Below are 17,048 nucleotides of genomic sequence, written 5' to 3'. Positions count from 1 at the left end.
CGCACCCGCCACCCGCAGACCGTAGGCTGGAAGGATGGCTGAGAACCCTGCCCTGCCCGTGATCGACCACACGCACCTGCAGCGGCGCTTCGGCGACACGGTGCTGGAGCGCGCGGAAGGACTGATCCGCCGCGGCCAGGTCCTCCACGCCGACTGGTCGCCGGAGAACGGCTCCATCGACGCCATGGTCCAGGGGACCGATCCTCAGCCCTACAGCCAGACCATCAAACTGCGCCGCGCCGCCGGCGACCCTTCCCGCTGGAGCGTCACACTCGCGCACTGCAGCTGCCCCGTCCGCCTCGACTGCAAGCACAGTGCGGCGGTCCTCCTCGACATCGCCCGCGACGCCGCCGCCCTCGCTGCCGCTGACCGCCTCCGCGGCGGATCCGCCGACACCACAACCGGCACCCGCCCCGCCGGCACCACCCGGCACGACGGGCGCACCGAACACGCTGGGCACGTCGATCACCCGGAGCACGCTGAGCGACCCGCCACCCCGGAGTGGCGCACCGCCCTGTCCTCCCTGCTGCGGGACGAGCCGCGCGAGCAGGAGCAGCCGACCCCACTGGCAATCGGCTTCGAGCTCGATGCCGAGAAGATCGACAAGCGCCCCTTCGAATGGGGGCAGGAGCCGGCCGCAGCGGAGCACATCGCCGCTGGCAAGCCCCTGTTCGTCAAGATTCGGCCGCTGCAGGCCGGCAAGCGCAACAACTGGGTGCGCTCCGGGCTGTCCTGGCGCACCTTCGAGTTCCGGATGCGCAGCCTCGGCTACGTCCCCGAGCAGGCCGATGCGCTCCACCGCATCTTCGCCGCCGCCGAATCCGAGCGCTCCCACGTGTCCGGCACCGTGGAGCACCTGTGGCTGAACTCCATCAACACCGACATGCTGTGGGAGGCGCTGCACCGCGCGCGCGAAGCGGGCGTGGCGTTCGTGGGCCTCGGGTCGGTGAAGGACGTGGAGCTCGCGGACCGCGCCGCCGTGGACCTGCGGCTCTCCCGCCCCGGCGAGGAGGGGGCCGACGGGTCCGCCGCGCGCGACGAATCCGGCGACCTCGCGCTGCGTCCCGTGCTCACCATGGACGGTGAGGAGATGGAGATCGGCCGAGCCCTCGGCGCTCACGGTGCTGTAGCGATCACGCACATGACGCCGGCGAAGCAGCCGAAGTTCTCCATCCGGATCGGCGGGATGAACGAGCCGATGCCCACCCAGCTGCAGAACCTTCTCGCGCGCCCGGAACCTCTGGTGATCCCGGCGGAGGACCGTGACATGTTCCTGCTGGAGGCGTACCCGCGGCTGCAGCGCACCGTTCCCGTCACCACGCGGGACGAGTCGATCCAGCTGCCGCAGATCCGGCCGGCGACCCTGGAGCTGACCGCCTCGTACGGGAAGGAGGACTCCCTCAACCTGGACTGGGCGTGGCGTTACCACGACCCGGAGCGGATTCTGCCGATGAACCAGCAGGTGGGGGCGCGCCGCACCATCGAGCATGAGGATGCGGTGCTGGCTCAGGTGCGGATGCTGTGGCCCACCGCCGGCGGCACTGCCACGGAGCGTCTGCATGGCGTGGACACCGCCGAGTTCACCACCACGGTCCTCGACCAGCTGATGGAGATGGACTTCGTTGAGGTGCGGATCACCGGCACCCGCCACGCCTACCGGGAGCTCGACGACGCCCCGCATGTGCGCGTCACGCAGACCGAGTCACCGGGGAAGAACGACTGGTTCGATCTCGGCTTCCACATCACCATCGACGGCCGTGAGATCCCGTTCCCCACCCTGTTCGTGGCGCTGGCGAAGGGCCAGTCGAAGGTGCTGATGCCGGACAAGACGTTCTTCTCCCTGGAGCGGCCCGAATTCGATGCGCTGCGCGAACTCATCCAGTCCGGTGAGCAGATGCAGGAGTGGGAGCCGGATGTTCAGCGGATCTCCCGCTACCAGATGGACCTCTGGGATGACATCGAAGCGGTCGCGCAGGAGGCGGAGACGGCGGCGACCTGGGATGCGGCCGTCGGCCGGCTGCGCACCCTCACGGACCTGGAGGACGTGCCTGCCCCCGACGGGCTGAACGCGCAGCTGCGGCCGTACCAGCGTGACGGGCTGACCTGGCTGGCCTTCCTGTGGCGGCACGGCCTCGGCGGCATCCTCGCCGACGACATGGGGCTCGGCAAGACCCTGCAGGCGCTCGCCCTCATCGCCCACGCGCGCGAGCGGCAGGCTGCCGGTGACGAACCCGTCGGCGGCGCGGGCCCCGTCGGCGCGCCCAGCGGGGGCGGGGCCGACGGGTCCGCGCATTCCCCGGGTGCCGCCTCCCGCCCGTTCCTCGTGGTCGCCCCCAGTTCGGTGCTCGGGGTGTGGCAGGAGGAGGCGGCGCGCTTCACGCCGGGTCTGCGGGTCGGTGTCATCGACCAGACGCGCCGCGCCCGCGGCACCTGGGTGGAGGACGAGGCCGACGGCTTCGACATCCTCATCACGAGCTACACGATCCTGCGGATCGACGCCGATGACTTCGCCCGCCTCGACTATGACGGCGTGATCTTCGACGAGGCGCAGTTCGTGAAGAACCGCGCCTCGCGCGTCCACCAAGCGGCGGCGCGGCTGCAGGCGCCGTTCCGCCTCGCGATCACCGGCACCCCGATGGAGAACTCGCTCGCCGACCTGTGGTCTCTGCTGTCGCTGACGGCGACGGGCCTGTTTCCGTCCCCGATCACGTTCCGGGAGCAGTTCACGAAGCCGATCGAGTCGGGGGAGCATCCGGAGCGGATGGATGTGCTGCGCCGACGGATCCGGCCCTTCATGCTGCGCCGCACGAAGGAATTGGTGGCGAAGGATCTGCCGGCCAAGCAGGAGCAGGTGCTGAGTGTGGAGCTGGAGAAGCAGCATCGGAAGCTGTACGACTCGGTTCTGCAGCGGGAGCGCAAGAAGGTGCTCGGGCTGCTGGATGACATCGACAAGAACCGGTTCATCGTGTTCCGGTCGCTGACGCTGCTGCGGATGTTGGCGCTGGACCCGGGGATCGTGGATGAGACGGAGCATGAGGGCGTGGAGTCCTCGAAGCTGAATTCGCTGTTCGAGCATCTGGAGGAGGTGCTGTCGGAGGGGCACCGGGTGCTGGTGTTCAGCCAGTTCACGTCGTTCCTGCGGCGCGTGGCCGGCCAGTTGGAGCAGCGTGGGGTCGCGTTCTCGTATTTGGATGGGTCCACCCGCAACCGCGGTGGTGTGATCGAGGAGTTCCGTGAGGGCGCGAACCCGGTGTTCCTGATTTCGTTGAAGGCGGGCGGTTTCGGATTGACGCTGACGGAGGCGGACTACGTGTTCCTGCTGGATCCGTGGTGGAACCCGGCGGCGGAGGCGCAGGCGGTGGACCGTGCGCACCGCATCGGGCAGCAGCGCAACGTGATGGTGTACCGGATGGTTGCGCAGGACACGATCGAGGAGAAGGTGCTGCAGCTGCAGCAGAAGAAGGCGGCATTGTTCTCCTCCCTGACCGACGGCGGCGATGCCTTCGCCGAGACCCTCAGCGCTGACGACATCCGCGGCCTGCTGGAGGGCTGAGCCGGGGGACCCTGCCGCCGCTACAGTTGAGCGATGAGCATCCCCGAGGACCACGGACCTCTCTACGCGGTCGTCACCTCCGACGACCGCGAGCACCTGGCGCGGCTGCTCGCCTCGTTCCCGGACTATGCACGGCGCGTCGGCGGCCTGCGGGCTGACGGAACCGTCGACGGCGACTCCGCCGCACGCGACGTGCTGGAGACCCTGCCGCCGGGGGTGGATGCGACGGCGAAGAATCTGCGCGGCCTCTGGGGGTCGGCACCCGTCGGCCCCTCCGTGCATCCCGACCGGGAAGCCTTCGCCGGGCGCCCCACTCCCTCCACTCACCCGGCCGCGGGCCCGCCCGGCATGGGCCTGATCGCCGTGGCCGACGTGATCCGCGGCTGGCCCACCGACTCCACCGCGTTCATCGGGATCCTGTTCGTGCACGGTGAGCAGCAGGGCCGCGGCCTCGGTGCCGCGTTCTACCGGCGCGTGGAGAAGGAGATCTCCCGCTGGGCCGAGATCGACCGGATCGAGCTGCGGATCGTGGAGACGAACGCGGACGCCGCAGAGCCGTTCTGGCGGCGCATGGGCTTCGAGCCGACGGGGGAGACCAGCCCGTTCGAGCGAGGCGAACCAGGCGAGGCGGGGCATGTGAGCAGCACGTCGGCCCGCTGGGCGAAGGACCTGCCCCGCCGCTGATTGTCGTCAGGAACCAGGAACGTCGGCTGGGGAGTGTCGGAGCAGGCCCGGGACACCATCGAAAGCCCGGTCCGCCGAAACTATTTCATTGAATCCAGCGAGGAAAGCTGTTGCCGCGTGGACGGCATCGCGGCCCCCAATTCGGCCAGCCGACGACAGCTCAACTGACTTGCGAAGAACTGCCTGGTCGAACGAATGCCAGAGCACAAGTCTGTCAACGATGCGGAGCTCCTGAGCTGCCTGAGAGCCGCCCACACGGCGCATACGGTGGAACAGGAACTCCTGCCCCGCCTCAACGCTTGCGTGCAGGGTGACACGGCTTTCGCCTGCCGCCCCTAACAGTAGGCGGCTCGGTTCGCGCATCGGATGAGGGCCTCCGACAGCATGGAGGAGCACTGTTGAGTCGATGAAAAGCGAGGTCACCAGCGATCCGCCTTCGCGATGAGCTCTGCGTCCATCTCGTCGCGGACGCTTTCGACCTCGCCTGCAGCCACAGGAGGCTCGGAGTCATCATTACTGGCGGTCAGAGCGAGCAGTTCGCGCGCTGCCTGTGCGCGCACTTCCACCGCATCCGTTGCGAATGATGCGTCGATGGCGTCGCGGACCACCGCGGACACAGAAGTTCCCTGCTCGGCGGCGCGCTCACGGAGCTGATCGAGCCGCCGCGAATCGAGAAGCAGTTGAAGACGGTGTTCCATAACGCTCATAGCCAGATCATACACATGCTCATGCTCATATGTGTTCGAGCTGATGGTCGCAGATCCGCCACAACGCTCCGTCACAGGCAGAAACATGGCCCCTCATTGCGTTCTCTAAGCGGCTTATGGTGAGGGGCATGACTCACAGCGACCCCTTCGACATTCCCCTGTCCGAACTGCGCCAGCGCCGCAGCATGAAATGGTCTGCGGTCGATGCCGACGTGCTCCCGCTGTGGATCGCTGAAATGGACGTGCGCCTGCCCGAACCGGTCCGCAGCGCCCTCCACCGCGCCATCGACCTCGGCGACACCGGCTACCCCGGTTCCCTGCCCGGCTTCGCCGCTTCGTTCGCCGATTTCGCGCACCGCACCTGGGGCTGGGACATCGACCCGGGCCTGTGCCGCGGATTCCCTGACCTCGCGGCGTCCGGCCAGGCGCTGCTGCGCCACTTCGCCGGCGACGACGCCCGCGCCGTCATCACCCCGCCGGTGTACAACAACTTCTTCGCCTGGCTGCGCGCCGCCGGCATCACCGGGGTGGAGGTCCCCGTCGGCCCCGACGGCGCCCAGGACCTCGACGGCATCGAAGCCGCGTTCGCCGACGGCGTGCGGGTCGCCCTCATCTCCAACCCGCACAACCCCCTCGGCCGCATCTGGACCGACGCGGAACTGGAGCGCCTCGCCGACCTCGCCGCCCGCTACGACGCGTTCGTGATCGCCGACGAGATCCACGCGCCCGTCGTCCACCCCGGCCGCGCCTTCCGGCCCTTCCTCACCATCAGCGACGACGCCCGACGACGCGGCGTCGCCCTCCACTCGGCATCGAAGGGCTTCAACATCGCCGGCCTGAAGTCCTCCCTCCTCATCACCGCGGCCGACGGGCCCCACCTGCCCGACGAGCTCGACGGCTTCGCCGCCGTCGGCCACCTGGGCGCCCTCGCCAGCGAAGTCGCGTTCTCGCCTGCGTGTGATGACTGGTTCCAGACCGTCCGCGAGGGCATCGCCGCGCGCACCGCGCATGTGGCCACGCGCGTCACTGAGGAGATCCCGGGCGCCCGCGCGGACGTGCCGGAGGCGAGCTACCTGGTGTGGGCGGACCTGCGCGAGCCCCTGGCTGCGGACCTTGCGGAGGGCCGACGCGCCGGTGACGTGATCCGTGAGCGCGGCCGTGTGCAGTTCGCGGACGGTGAGGACTATGGGCGTGAGGGCCGCGGGTTCGTGCGGATCAACTGCGGGACGTCCTGGGAGGTGCTGGACGAGGCGATCGACCGGCTCGTCGCTGCGTGCCGCGGTGGCCGTTCCGCTGACTCCGCTCGTGTCGGCGCGGCCTCTCCTGCCGGCGCCGCAGCGGCCACCGTCGCCGCGCGCCGCTGACCGGGGCCCGATCCGTCGTCCGATTCGGGATCCGGAGCGCGAAGAAGCCCGAATGCGCAGAAGGATCGGCTCAGCGCGCGGCCGGCTCCGCGGCGGTCACCTCACGGTCCTTGATCGCGCCGTAGAGGGCCACGAGCAGGGCGATGAGGCCGCCGGTGATGAGCATGTGGCCGAGGCCCGCGATGCCGGGGATGGCGGCAGTGGTCATCTCCTCCGTCTTGCCCTGCAGGGTGAGAATTCCGCGGATCACCATCATGACGCTGGTGAGGAGGACACCGGCGTTGTACACCCAGAAGAACACGGTGAACGAGCGCCGGCCGGACAGGCGCAGAGAGGCGTCCAGGGCGATCATGATCAGCGCCATCAGCAGGCCGAGGGCCAGCAGGTGGGTGTGCACGGTGGAAAGCTGGGACTTGACGCCGACGGCGTCGATCGACTTCGTGTACTCGCGGTAGAACAGGCCCGAGACCAGGCCGAGGATCGTGTACATGACTGCGGCAGCGTAGTTCTTCATCATGTCCCTCAGACTATGCGCGCGCCTGCGGGGGCAGATCAATCGAACGGTTGAACCCGTCGGCCCCGCGCCGCCGGTGCGCGTCCCGCCGCAGCCGGGCGTGCTGACGCTCCCGCCGTACACTGGCCGCATGCCCCACGCCACCGCACCCGCTCCCGCCCCCGAGCATCTGCCGCGCTTCCTTCCCGCCCCCACCGCGAGGGACCACAAGTACACGCGCGGCGTCCTCACCGTCGCCACCGGCTCCGCGCAGTTCCCCGGCGCGGCCCTGATCGGCACGGAGGCCGCGGCCCGGGTCGGCATCGGCATGGTGCGGTACGTCGGCGCGGAGTCCGTGGGCCGCCTTGTCCTGGCCCGCACTCCCGAGGTCGTCCTCGGCGAGGGCCGCTCGCAGGCCGTGGTCGCCGGGTCGGGGTGGGCCGTCCCGGCCGACGGAGCCGGGGAGCCCGAGGGACCCGCTGCACCCGACGGGTTCGAGACCGTTCTCGAGGCGTCCGGCCGCATCCCGCGCCCGGGTGAGGCGTCGAAGCCGCGGCCGCTGCCGCTGGTGCTGGACGCCGGCGCGATTCCCGCGATCGCCGGTGATGACCGCGTGGGCGACTGGGCGACTGTTCTCACCCCGCACGCCGGTGAAGCCGCGGACCTCCTCAGCGCGCTGCTGGATGCTGGCACGATCACCATGGAGCAGCTGACCGGCGCGGGCCTGTCACCGGTGTGCGCAGGCGCCGGCCCGGGCGACACCGCCCCAGGCGACTCACGCCCGGATCGCACCGCCGCGGACGGGACCGATACCGCCCCGATCACCGTGCCCCGCGCCGAGGTTGAGTCAGAGCCGCAGGCAGCGGCCGCGCTCCTCGCCGAAGCGACCGGCTCCACCGTGGTCCTCAAGGGCCACACCACGCACATCGCGACCCCGGAGCACGACGGCCCGATGGACTCCGCATTCACCGTCACCGCGCCCACCACGCGGCTTGCCACGGCCGGGTCGGGCGATGTGCTCGCGGCGATCATCGGCGCTCTGCTCGCGCTGAACGCGGCCGAGATCCAGGAGGCGCGCGCCTACTTCGCGCCGGCGGCGCAGGAGATCATCGCGATGATCGCCGCCGCGGGCGTGGAGCTGCACGGCCTGGCGGCGCTGCGGGCGTCGCAGGCACTCGCGGGAGGGGCAGCGCCGAACGGGCGGGCCGACGGGGACGCCCCCGCCGAACTCCCCTCCGCCGGAGCACCGATCCTTGCCGCGGACATCACCCGGTTCGTCCCGCAGGTCGTCGCCGAGAACACCCGTGCCTGACCCGGACCCCCGCGACACGCCCGGCCCGGCGGAACCGCCCGCGCCCACCTCGGCGGTGGACCGGCTCGCGCCCGAACCGACCTCGGTCGCGGACCTGCTCGCCGAAGCGCGTGCGGCCCAGCGCGCGGCCGGCATCCGTCGGCCCACCGCGGCTGAGCTGCCCGCGCTCCTTACCGACGGCGCCCACCTCATCGACATCCGCACCCCGTGGACCCGTGACACCGAGGGGCACGTTCCCGGCGGGATCGTGGTGGAGCACACCGTGCTGCTGTGGCGGCTCGACCCCGCGAGCCCGAACCGGATGGCGGGCGGTCCCGGCCCGGACGACCTCGTCATCGTCATGTGCAACGAGGGCTACCAGTCCACCCTCACCGCGGAGGCGCTGCGCCGCCTCGGGTTCTCCCGCGCCACTGACCTGGCAGACGGGTTCCGCGGGTATGCCGCCGCCGGACTGCCCATCGCGGCGCACCCGACCCGCTACGTGACCTGACCTGCGGCTCATTCCCGGCCGGCCGCGTGACCTGACCGGCGCTGCCGGCGCGGCGTTCGACACACCGCCCGCCGACCGCCCCGCCCGCAGCTGTGCGGCTGAGGGGACTGACGGGGGAATGCCGGGGTGCGGCCTGTAGTGTTGCCTCATCTTCCCGCATCCGCCGAGCGGGCCCCGCCGTGGGTCCCGCCGGGTGCAGTCGGCGAAAGGAACCCTATGGGCGGCACACTCTCAGTGCAGTTCGAAGTCATCACCCTCGCGGTGCTGGTCGCAATCCTGGTGGTGGACCTGATCCTCGTGGTGAAGCGTCCGCACATCCCCTCGGTCAAGGAATGCCTCGGCTGGGTGGGGTTCTACGTGGCGCTCGCGCTGGTGTTCGCCGCTGTCCTGTTCTTCTTCGCCGGTGGCCAGATCGCCGGCGAGTTCGTGGCCGGTTGGCTCACCGAATACTCGCTGAGCGTGGACAACCTGTTCGTGTTCCTGGTGATCATGTCGCGCTTCGCGGTGCCGAAGAAGTACCAGCAGGAAGTGCTGATGGTGGGCATCATCATCGCGCTGATCGCCCGCGCCCTGTTCATCCTCGTAGGCGCCGCGGTGATCGACCGCTTCGCCGGCGTGTTCTACCTGTTCGCGATCTTCCTGCTGTGGACCGCGTGGCAGCAGGTCAAGGGTGAGGACGATGAGGACGACGGCGAGTCGTTCATCATGCGCTCCCTGAAGAAGCTCATCCCCGTCTCCAACGACTACGACGGTAACAAGCTGCGCACCGTGGAGAACGGCAAGAAGGTCTTCACCCCGATGCTGCTGGTGTTCCTCGTGATCGGCCTGACGGACGTCATGTTCGCCGTGGACTCCATCCCCGCGATCTTCGGCATCACGCAGAGCGCGTTCATCGTGTTCACCGCGAACCTCTTCGCCCTGATGGGTCTGCGCCAGCTGTACTTCCTGCTGGGCGGCCTGATGGACCGCCTGGTGTACCTGCACTACGGCCTCGCGGCGATCCTCGCGTTCATCGGCGTCAAACTGCTCATCCACGCGGCGCACGAAGCGCCGTTCTGGTCGGAGAGCTCCGGCTTCGGTCGCTTCGTCCATTCGATCCCGGAGATCCCGATCTGGCTGTCGCTCTCCGTCATCATCGGCTCCATGGCCATCGCCACCATCGCGTCTCTCGTGCGCGCACCCCAGGTGGCATCGGCGGGTCGCGACGAGGACGACGACACCCCGACCGCGTGATCTGAGCGACGTTCCGGGACCCTCCCACGGCTGGCGGGGCGGGCGAGGACAGGCTCACTAGCCTGGCCAGGCGGGTCACGGACGCATAACGTCCGAGGCATGAACGCCTCATCGTCCCGTCCTGCTTCCACGTCTCCGGCGTCGAAGCCGGCCCGCGCGGTCCCGTCGGCCTCCTGCCTCAACCAGCTGCGCACCATCGCCGGCGGCGTGCTCGCCATGGCGGTCACGTACGGCATCGGCGCCCTGGTGGGCGTGGCCGTCTGATCGGCCGACGGTTGCCCCGCGCCCATCGGCCCTGCGCCGCGCGGACCCTGCCGCGCCACCGCTGTGCTCAGTCGGTGTGCTGGGAGGGTGCGTAGCCGCGTGCCTGCACGGTGAACATGTCGTAGTACTGGCCCCGCGCAGCCATCAGCTCGCGGTGCGTTCCCTGCTCCACCACGCGGCCGTGGTCGAGCACCACAACGCGATCGGCGGCGGAGACGGTGGAGAAGCGGTGCGTGATCAGGAGGGTGATGCCGCCGGCGGCGCGGGTCTCCTCCGCGGCCGCGGCGTACTTCCTGAAGAGTCGGTCCTCCGTCTCGGGGTCGAGGGCGGAGGTCGGTTCGTCGAGGATGCGCAGCAGGGGAGCGGTGCGCATCATGCCGCGGGCGATGGCGAGGCGCTGCCACTGCCCGCCGGACAGGCCCACACCGTCGGGCCAGGATGTGCCGAGCTGCGTGTCGAGGCCGTGCGGCAGGGCGGTGAGGACGTCGGTCGCCGACGCCCTCTCCAGGGCCCGCATCGCAGAGTCTGCGCTGTCGTCCCCGCCGAGGTCGCCGACGGTGATCGTCTCCCGCGCCGTCGCTTCGATGTTCGCGTGGTCCTGGAACGCGCCCGCGCACTGTGCCCTCCATGCCGCGAGGTCCATGTCCGCGAGCGGGACCCCTTCCACGTCGATGCTGCCGCTGTCGAGGTCGTGCAGGCCGAGCAGCAGTTCCACCAGGGTGGTTTTGCCCGCTCCGTTCTCGCCGACGAGCGCGATCGTGGACCCGGCGGGCAGGTCGAGTGTCAGGTCATCGAACACGGGGGAGGACGCCCCCGGGTGGGTGAAGGACACGTTCCGCAGACGGATCCCGTCGGCCAGGCCGGCCGGCGGCAGCGCGGTGCCCGCGTGCGCCTCCGCCTGCCCGCGCGCGTAGTCCTCGAGCCAGAGGTAGCGGGCAACGGAGCGCGCGCAGTCGTCGAGGGTGGTGATGGCGGTGCGCACACCGCCTGCGGCCTGCTGCAGGCCGGACAGGCTGGTCAGCGCCACCGTCATCGCGCCGAGGCTGACCGTTCCCGCGACGGCGTCCATGCCCATCCAGACGAGGACGCCGACGGCTGCCGCGAGGTAGATCAGCTCCATCGCGAGCGTCAGTGCGGACGTGCGGGCGGTGCCGCGCAGCAGGACGCTCTGCCAGCGCTGTGCAGCGGCCCGCAGTTCGGCCCGGAGGAACCCGCGGGCGCCGAAGGTTCGGGCCTCACTGCCGCCGGGGCGGCTCGCGGCGATGTCCATGAGCGCACCGAGCCGCTTGGAGTCGTCGGCGGCGGCCTCTTCGTGCTTCTGGCTGATGGAGGAGATGCGGCTGGTGATGAACAGCTGCGGGACCACGGCGAGGACCACGAGGATGAGGCGCCAGTCGGCGGTGACGGCGACGGCGACGGTGGCGATGGGGGCGAGCAGCCACCGCAGGGCGTTGAGCACCATGTTGTAGGTGCCGCCGATGCCGCCGGCGAGGTCCCGCAGCAGCTGCACCTTCGCGGACATCGTCGGGTCGTGCAGGTGCGCGGTGGTGGGGATGGAGGCGAGCAGCCGCGCGGTGCGGCCCTCGAAGCGGGCGGTGAGGCCCGCCATCAGGCTGACCCGGTGGGTGATGCCGATGAACGTCAGCAGCATGCCGGCGCCCGTCTCCAGGGCCAGCAGCGTACCGCCGGCGATCGCGAAGGACCATGTACCGGTGGCGATGCCGGTAACGATGAGGGCGAAGAACACCGGCTGCAGGGCCTCGGCGAGACGGAGCAGAAGCTCCAGCAGCGCCAACAGGCTGGAGCGGGGGCTGAGCGCCCACGCCTCGCGCAGGGCGAAGCGGACGGCGGTGATCCGGGAGCCCTTCGCGACGGGCTCAGGCGTCGTCGTCATCGTGTCCACCTGCTTCCTGGAACCGCTGGGCCTGGGTGGTGAACATGCGGGCGTAGGCGCCGCCGGCGGCCATCAGCTCGTCGTGCGTGCCGTCCTCGGTGATGCGGCCGGCGTCGAGGACCACGATGCGGTCGGCGCGGCGCACCGATGAGAGGCGGTGGGAGACGAGCAGTGTGGTGGCGCCGCGGGTGACGCGCAGGAAGTCATCGAAGATCTCCGCTTCGGCGCGCACATCCAGCGCGGAGGTGGGCTCGTCGAGGACGAGCACCTGCGCGCCGGCGTCCACGGCTGCGAGGGCGCGGGCGAGCGCCACCCGCTGCCACTGGCCCCCGGACATCGACGTTCCGCCCTCGAATCCCGGGGCGAGGATCGTGCCGAGGCCGTCGTCATCAGTGGTCAGGCGGTGCAACAGGTCCGTGCCGCCGGCGCGCCGCACCTGCTCGGCGACCTGTTCGTCGTCGGCGGGGCGGCCGAGCGTCACGTTGGCGCGGACATCCAGGGGGTAGCGGGAGAACTCCTGGAAGATCACGGCAGCCGTCGGCCTGCCCTCCGCGGCGGGCGTGAGCGGCCGCCCGCCCACCTCGATCGTGCCGGCGGAGGGGCGCTCCAGCCCGGCGATGAGGGACATGAGGGTGGATTTGCCGGCGCCGTTCACTCCCACCACGCCGACGCTCTGACCTGCGGGGATGCTGAGGCTGAGGTTGTGGAGGGTGTCGGTGTCGCGGCCGGGGTAGCGGAACGCGAGGTCGCGGATCTCGATGCCGGCGCCCGGGGCCGACGGGGGCAGCGCGTCCGTCGGCGCCCCAGCGGTCGGCTGGACGGTGCCGGCGGCGGGATGGGAGGGACCGGCGACGAGGCGGGAGGCGCGGGCGAGATCGTCGATGCGGCGCTGCAGGCGACCCGACACGATCATGTGCAGGTGCGGGTCGCCGATCGGCCCTACGAGTGCCACGAGGGACACGGCCGCGACCACGAGCGCGGCTATCTGCCCGGGGCTGATGCGGCCCGCGGTGGCGTCAGCGATGATCAGGGCGATGGTGCCGAGCAGCGCCACGAGGCCGAGCAGCATGGCAAGGACCTGTGGGCGGCGCAGACTCATCCCCTGCGAGCTCTCCCGCAGGGAGTTCTCCGACCCGGCGAGGTGCGGAGTGATCCACGGCAGCAGGCCGAACAGCCGCACTTCCTTCGCGGCGGCGGGCCCGGTGGCGAGGTCGAAGAAGTAGCGGGTGCGGCGCTTCGCCGGGCCCGGCGGCTTCGTCCGCGCCGCCATGAGCCGGCTCAGGTGCTGCAGCATCACGACCGCGACGATCTGGAACACCACCAGGAGGATCAGCGCCGCCCACACGTTCCACAGGCCGATGACGATGACCGGGGCGAGCGCCGAGACGCGCATGGTGACCGTGGTGACGGTGGATTCGGTGCCGAGGAGGATCTGCCAGCCCCGCAGTTCGGACGCCACCGACTGCGCCTCCTCGGACAGTTCCGGGGTGTCGAGGTGGCGCAGCGTGTCCGGGGTGAGGACGGCGGCGGCGAAGTCGTCGGAGCGGCGGACCTGCACAGCCCGGTCCAGTGCCTTCGCGCCGATGTCGGTGGCCGCTCCCAGGAGCGGGGCGGCGAGGAGGGCGCCGCCGAGCACGATCAGCGCGGTCACCATGCTGGGGTGGTCGGCGGCGGCGAGCGCTGTGACGACCCAGCCGATGGACAGCAGCCGCGCGGCCTCCAGCACCATCTGCGCCACGATGAGGACGCCGACCAGAGCCGACAGCGCCGGGCTCGACTCCACAAGGAGGCGCACCTGCCGCACACGGTCCAGCAGCTGCTGGCGCTGCGCCTCACCGGTGCTGAGCGCGGCGTCCGTGGGTGGGATGCGCAGCAGCGGCGCGGCGGGGGAGGACATGCCGCCAAGCATAGTGCTGTTCGTGACGGGGCGCCCCCGTTTTTCCGCAGGTCGCGCGGCCTTATTCTGGGGTGGCCCTCAGTACTCGCCCATTCTGCAGAGGAGCCCCGTGAGCACTGCCGCCCCTTCCGGCCTGCGCCGCCAGGTCACCCTTCCCGAACTCATCGCCTACGGCCTGGTGTTCATCGGACCGGCGGCTGCCGTCGGCGTCTTCGGTCCGCTCGACGCCAAGAGCCACGGCGTAGTCCCGATCGTCTACCTCGTTGCGACCATCGCGATGGCGTTCACCGCCGCTTCCTATGTGCTGATGAGCCGAGAGGTGCCCAGCGCCGGGTCCGTCTACGCCTATGCGCGAGCCGGCATCGGGCCGCGGGCAGGGTTCTTCACCGGCTGGATCGTCATGCTCGATTATCTGCTGATCCCGTCGGTCGCCTACCTGTTCACCGGCATCGCCATGAACTCCCTGGTCCCGGTTGTGCCGGTGTGGGTGTGGACCGCCGGTGCGGTTGCGCTGACCACTGCGATGAACCTCGCTGGATCCAAGATCGCCGCCCGCGCCGCCACCATTGTGGTGGTCGCTGAGGTGATCGTGCTGGGGCTCGTGCTGATCGTCGGCGTGTGGCACTTGGCGACTGTTGGTCCGTCGCGCGGCTGGCTCACCCCATTGACCGGTATCGGAGTCTTCTCCTGGCAGGCGGTGTTCGCGGCAGTGTCCGTCGCCGTGCTCTCCTATTTGGGGTTCGACGCGATCGCCACGTTCGCCGAGGAGACCGTCGGCTCCTCCCGCGTCGTCGGCCGCGCGACCCTGGTCTGCCTCGTCCTCGCCGGCGCCCTGTTCATCCTGCAGACCTACATCGGAGCCCTCCTGATGGAGCCGACCCCCGCGGAACTCGCCGCGAACCCCGAACTGCAGGGCCCCGCCTACTACACGGCGGTGGGGGAGCAGCTGTCTCCTATCCTGCACACTCTGCTCGCGGTGGCGAAGGGCATCGGCGCCGCATTCTCCGCGATGGTGGGCCAGGCGGCGGCGTCGCGAATCCTGCTCGGCATGGGGCGCACCGGAGCCCTGCCCTCGGCTCTGACGCGGGTCTCGGAGCGGACAGGCGTGCCGATGCGCGGCATCCTCTTCGCGGCGACCGCGAACGTTGCGCTCGCGGTGTGGGCCGCCACGCGGGCCGACGGGCTCGACCTCCTCGTCTCCATTGTGGACGTGGGCGCCCTGGTCGCTTTCACTCTGCTGCACGCTTCAGTGATCGGCTGGTTCTGGGCCGGCCGGCGCCACGCCGCGGGTGCAGCGCCCGTGGCGCGCTCCGTGCTGCGGCACCTGATCCTGCCGCTGATCGGCGCGGCGATCCTCATCGCGGTGCTGGTGAACGCCTCCACGATCGCGCTGATTGTGGGCGCGGTGTGGACGGTCGTCGGCGTGGTCGTGATGCTGGTGCGCGGTCCCGGCAGCCTGGACGACCCCGCCGTCACGAGGCGCGCGGCCTAGGCGCCCGGCGGCGTCGCCGGCAGATCCACCACCCACGGTTCGAGCACCCATTCAGTTCCCGGACCGGCCGACGGGTCCAGGGCGGCGGCGATGTCCGCGGCGCTGCGGGCATGCTCCACGCCCAGGCTGCGGCCGATCCGGTCCACCACGTCCGCGATGCTCTCGCCGGCGTCCAGGCGGTCGCGGAGGGTGACGGCGCCGTCCCGCTTCGCGAGCCGCTGCCCGTTCGTGTTCAGCGCGAGCGGCACGTGGATGTACTCGATCTCCGGCCACGGCGCGGCCCCGTCGGCCCCTCGGTGCCCCGTGCCCCGCGCGGCCCCGTCGGCCGCCTCCCCGCCGCCGGCGGAGGAGCCCCCGTCGGCCGTTCGGCCCGACCGCGCAGCGCCTTCCCACCCGGGGACGTCGCGGCCCCATAGGCTCGGCCACACCTCCTGCAGCAGCGCCGTCAGATGCGCCTGGCGGGGCGCCGAGGCCAGCAGGTCATCAGCGCGGACGATCTGATCGACCGCAAACGCGCAGTCATCCACCACGCTGACCAGGTTGTACGCCCACACCCCGTCCCCGCGGCGCAGGACGATGTCATCGACCGCGCCCTCCACGCTCCCCGCGAACCGGTCCCGCACCCGGTACGTGGACACATCCGCCCGCAGTCGCAGCGCCGGCTCCCGGTTCAGGTCCGCGACCTTCGCCCGGCCCGCTTCCCGCTCCGTCTCCGTGAGATCCCGGCACGTCCCCGGGTAGGCGCCGGGTGCGGCGTGCGGCGCACTCGGCGCCTCCTGGATCTCCCGGCGCGTGCAGTAGCACTCGTACACCAGGCCCCGCTCCGCGAGACGGCGCGCCGCCTCCGCATACAGGTCCGTCCGCTCCGACTGCCGCACCAGCGGCTCATCCCACTCGATGCCGACCGCCCGCAGATCCTCCAGCTGCCGCTGCTCCGCGCCGGGCCGCACACGGTCCAGGTCCTCGACGCGCATCACGAACCGGCGATGCGTGGCCCGGGCGAAGAACCACGCGAGGATCCCGGTGCGCAGGTTCCCCAGGTGGAAATCGCCGCTGGGGGAGGGGGCGAATCGGCCGGCCGGTGCCGGGCGGTCAGCGGGCGCCGCGAGCCCCATCGGCCGGCGCAGCAGCACGTGCTCGAACCCCGCCGTCGGATCCTCTTCACCGGTCTCGTGGAAGCCGAGCCGTTCGGCGAGGCGGCGCATCGGCGTGTTCTGCACCGCGGTGATCACGACCGCGTCCGACGGGTAGGGAGTGTCCGGGTCGAGGGAGCGGGAACGGTCCGCGGCGGCGAGGACCGCGCTCAGCGCCTCGAGGGCGTAGCCCTGCCGCCACTGGTCAGGGAAGAGGCGGACGTACAGGTTCGCCACCTTCTCGCCGCCGACCTCCATGCCGGAGAGGCCAGCGGCGCCGACGGGTTCCCCGTCGTGTGTAGTCACGAGGAAGTAGCCGTAGCGGTCGCGGCGCGCGTGGGCGAGCCACTGCGCGAGGACGCGCTGCATCTGGTCGACTGCGCCGAGCTCGGGGATCGCGTCGTGCTCAAAGGCGCGCGGGTCGGAGTGCAGGCGCCACAGCACCGGCAGGTCCGTGTGGGCGAGGGGGCGCAGCTGCAGGCGTTCGGTGAGGATCGGCTCGGACACGCGGCCAGCCTATCGGGCAGCGCGG

14 protein-coding genes and 1 pseudogene are annotated in these 17,048 nt (G+C 70.9%); 8 read left to right on the top strand and 7 right to left on the bottom strand.

Features of this window, described 5'->3' with window-relative positions:
- Positions 1-34: 34 nt before the first annotated feature.
- Together MHY20_RS06305 and MHY20_RS06300 are read left to right on the top strand one after the other, a co-directional pair.
- On the top strand, positions 35-3,553 hold the full coding sequence (locus tag MHY20_RS06305; protein WP_239375673.1) for a DEAD/DEAH box helicase: 3,519 nt from the start codon (positions 35-37) through the stop codon (positions 3,551-3,553).
- A gap of 33 nt (positions 3,554-3,586) precedes the next feature.
- Entirely contained in the window at positions 3,587-4,237 is a 651-nt protein-coding gene (locus tag MHY20_RS06300) for a GNAT family N-acetyltransferase (RefSeq protein WP_239375672.1), read from the top strand.
- A gap of 6 nt (positions 4,238-4,243) precedes the next feature.
- Here MHY20_RS06300 and MHY20_RS06295 read toward each other — a convergent pair whose 3' ends face one another.
- Together MHY20_RS06295 and MHY20_RS06290 are read right to left on the bottom strand one after the other, a co-directional pair.
- A complete protein-coding gene (locus MHY20_RS06295) occupies positions 4,244-4,660 on the bottom strand; it encodes a type II toxin-antitoxin system VapC family toxin (protein WP_343217736.1) in 417 nt (138 codons plus the stop codon).
- A complete protein-coding gene (locus MHY20_RS06290; RefSeq protein ID WP_239375671.1) occupies positions 4,657-5,031 on the bottom strand; it encodes a hypothetical protein in 375 nt (124 codons plus the stop codon). Before MHY20_RS06290 ends, MHY20_RS06295 begins: the two co-directional genes overlap by 4 nt.
- A 41-nt stretch (positions 5,032-5,072) precedes the next feature.
- Here MHY20_RS06290 and MHY20_RS06285 point away from each other — a divergent pair, with 41 nt between their 5' ends.
- Complete coding sequence (locus MHY20_RS06285; RefSeq protein WP_239375670.1) at positions 5,073-6,308, top strand: aminotransferase class I/II-fold pyridoxal phosphate-dependent enzyme; 1,236 nt, start codon at positions 5,073-5,075, stop codon at positions 6,306-6,308.
- A 70-nt stretch (positions 6,309-6,378) separates the two neighbouring features.
- On the opposite strand, the gene MHY20_RS06280 is transcribed toward MHY20_RS06285, so the two are convergent.
- Entirely contained in the window at positions 6,379-6,825 is a 447-nt protein-coding gene (locus MHY20_RS06280; protein ID WP_239375669.1) for a DUF2871 domain-containing protein, read from the bottom strand.
- Positions 6,826-6,952: 127 nt separating this feature from the next.
- Here MHY20_RS06280 and MHY20_RS06275 point away from each other — a divergent pair, with 127 nt between their 5' ends.
- From MHY20_RS06275 to MHY20_RS06260, 4 genes are all read left to right on the top strand, one after another.
- Entirely contained in the window at positions 6,953-8,113 is a 1,161-nt protein-coding gene (locus tag MHY20_RS06275; RefSeq protein WP_239375668.1) for an ADP/ATP-dependent (S)-NAD(P)H-hydrate dehydratase, read from the top strand.
- Positions 8,106-8,603, top strand: a complete 498-nt coding sequence (locus MHY20_RS06270) for a rhodanese-like domain-containing protein (RefSeq protein WP_239375667.1) — start codon at positions 8,106-8,108, stop codon at positions 8,601-8,603. The genes MHY20_RS06275 and MHY20_RS06270 overlap by 8 nt, the downstream gene beginning before the upstream one ends.
- A gap of 216 nt (positions 8,604-8,819) precedes the next feature.
- Positions 8,820-9,836, top strand: a complete 1,017-nt coding sequence (locus tag MHY20_RS06265; RefSeq protein ID WP_239375665.1) for a TerC family protein — start codon at positions 8,820-8,822, stop codon at positions 9,834-9,836.
- 99 nt (positions 9,837-9,935) lie between these two features.
- Positions 9,936-10,100, top strand: coding sequence for a hypothetical protein (locus tag MHY20_RS06260; protein WP_183377042.1), 165 nt, complete (start codon positions 9,936-9,938; stop codon positions 10,098-10,100).
- Positions 10,101-10,167: 67 nt separating this feature from the next.
- Here MHY20_RS06260 and MHY20_RS06255 read toward each other — a convergent pair whose 3' ends face one another.
- Both MHY20_RS06255 and MHY20_RS06250 read right to left on the bottom strand, forming a co-directional pair.
- Positions 10,168-11,994, bottom strand: a complete 1,827-nt coding sequence (locus MHY20_RS06255; protein ID WP_239375664.1) for an ABC transporter ATP-binding protein — start codon at positions 11,992-11,994, stop codon at positions 10,168-10,170.
- A complete protein-coding gene (locus tag MHY20_RS06250) occupies positions 11,978-13,891 on the bottom strand; it encodes an ABC transporter ATP-binding protein (RefSeq protein WP_239375663.1) in 1,914 nt (637 codons plus the stop codon). Before MHY20_RS06250 ends, MHY20_RS06255 begins: the two co-directional genes overlap by 17 nt.
- Positions 13,892-14,000: 109 nt before the next feature.
- Between MHY20_RS06250 and MHY20_RS06245 the strand changes: the two genes are divergently transcribed.
- Positions 14,001-15,383: an APC family permease gene (locus tag MHY20_RS06245; RefSeq protein WP_239375662.1), complete on the top strand. Its 1,383-nt coding sequence runs from the start codon at positions 14,001-14,003 to the stop codon at positions 15,381-15,383.
- On the opposite strand, the gene MHY20_RS06240 is transcribed toward MHY20_RS06245, so the two are convergent.
- Positions 15,380-16,498, bottom strand: coding sequence for a glutamate--tRNA ligase family protein (locus MHY20_RS06240; RefSeq protein ID WP_239375702.1), 1,119 nt, complete (start codon positions 16,496-16,498; stop codon positions 15,380-15,382). The two genes, MHY20_RS06245 and MHY20_RS06240, sit on opposite strands and share 4 nt — an antisense overlap.
- A 69-nt stretch (positions 16,499-16,567) precedes the next feature.
- Positions 16,568-17,023, bottom strand: a pseudogene (locus MHY20_RS06235) (GNAT family N-acetyltransferase); the annotation flags it as partial.
- Positions 17,024-17,048 lie beyond the last annotated feature (25 nt).

Source organism: Helcobacillus sp. ACRRO, assembly GCF_022347125.1.
Lineage (GTDB): Bacteria > Actinomycetota > Actinomycetes > Actinomycetales > Dermabacteraceae > Helcobacillus > Helcobacillus massiliensis.
The sequence above is the reverse complement of the archived record's forward strand: the minus strand, read 5'-3'. Positions and strand labels throughout refer to the sequence as shown.

What these genes read in the sequence shown, in the direction of transcription:
- MHY20_RS06305 (WP_239375673.1), top strand. Translation starts at nt 35, where the DNA reads ATGGCTGAGAACCCTGCCCTGCCCGTGATCGACCACACGCACCTGCAG.
- MHY20_RS06300 (WP_239375672.1), top strand. Translation starts at nt 3,587, where the DNA reads ATGAGCATCCCCGAGGACCACGGACCTCTCTACGCGGTCGTCACCTCC.
- MHY20_RS06290 (WP_239375671.1), bottom strand. Translation starts at nt 5,031, where the DNA reads ATGTTTCTGCCTGTGACGGAGCGTTGTGGCGGATCTGCGACCATCAGC.
- MHY20_RS06285 (WP_239375670.1), top strand. Translation starts at nt 5,073, where the DNA reads ATGACTCACAGCGACCCCTTCGACATTCCCCTGTCCGAACTGCGCCAG.
- MHY20_RS06280 (WP_239375669.1), bottom strand. Translation starts at nt 6,825, where the DNA reads ATGATGAAGAACTACGCTGCCGCAGTCATGTACACGATCCTCGGCCTG.
- MHY20_RS06275 (WP_239375668.1), top strand. Translation starts at nt 6,953, where the DNA reads ATGCCCCACGCCACCGCACCCGCTCCCGCCCCCGAGCATCTGCCGCGC.
- MHY20_RS06265 (WP_239375665.1), top strand. Translation starts at nt 8,820, where the DNA reads ATGGGCGGCACACTCTCAGTGCAGTTCGAAGTCATCACCCTCGCGGTG.
- MHY20_RS06260 (WP_183377042.1), top strand. Translation starts at nt 9,936, where the DNA reads ATGAACGCCTCATCGTCCCGTCCTGCTTCCACGTCTCCGGCGTCGAAG.
- MHY20_RS06255 (WP_239375664.1), bottom strand. Translation starts at nt 11,994, where the DNA reads ATGACGACGACGCCTGAGCCCGTCGCGAAGGGCTCCCGGATCACCGCC.
- MHY20_RS06250 (WP_239375663.1), bottom strand. Translation starts at nt 13,891, where the DNA reads ATGTCCTCCCCCGCCGCGCCGCTGCTGCGCATCCCACCCACGGACGCC.
- MHY20_RS06240 (WP_239375702.1), bottom strand. Translation starts at nt 16,498, where the DNA reads ATGGGGCTCGCGGCGCCCGCTGACCGCCCGGCACCGGCCGGCCGATTC.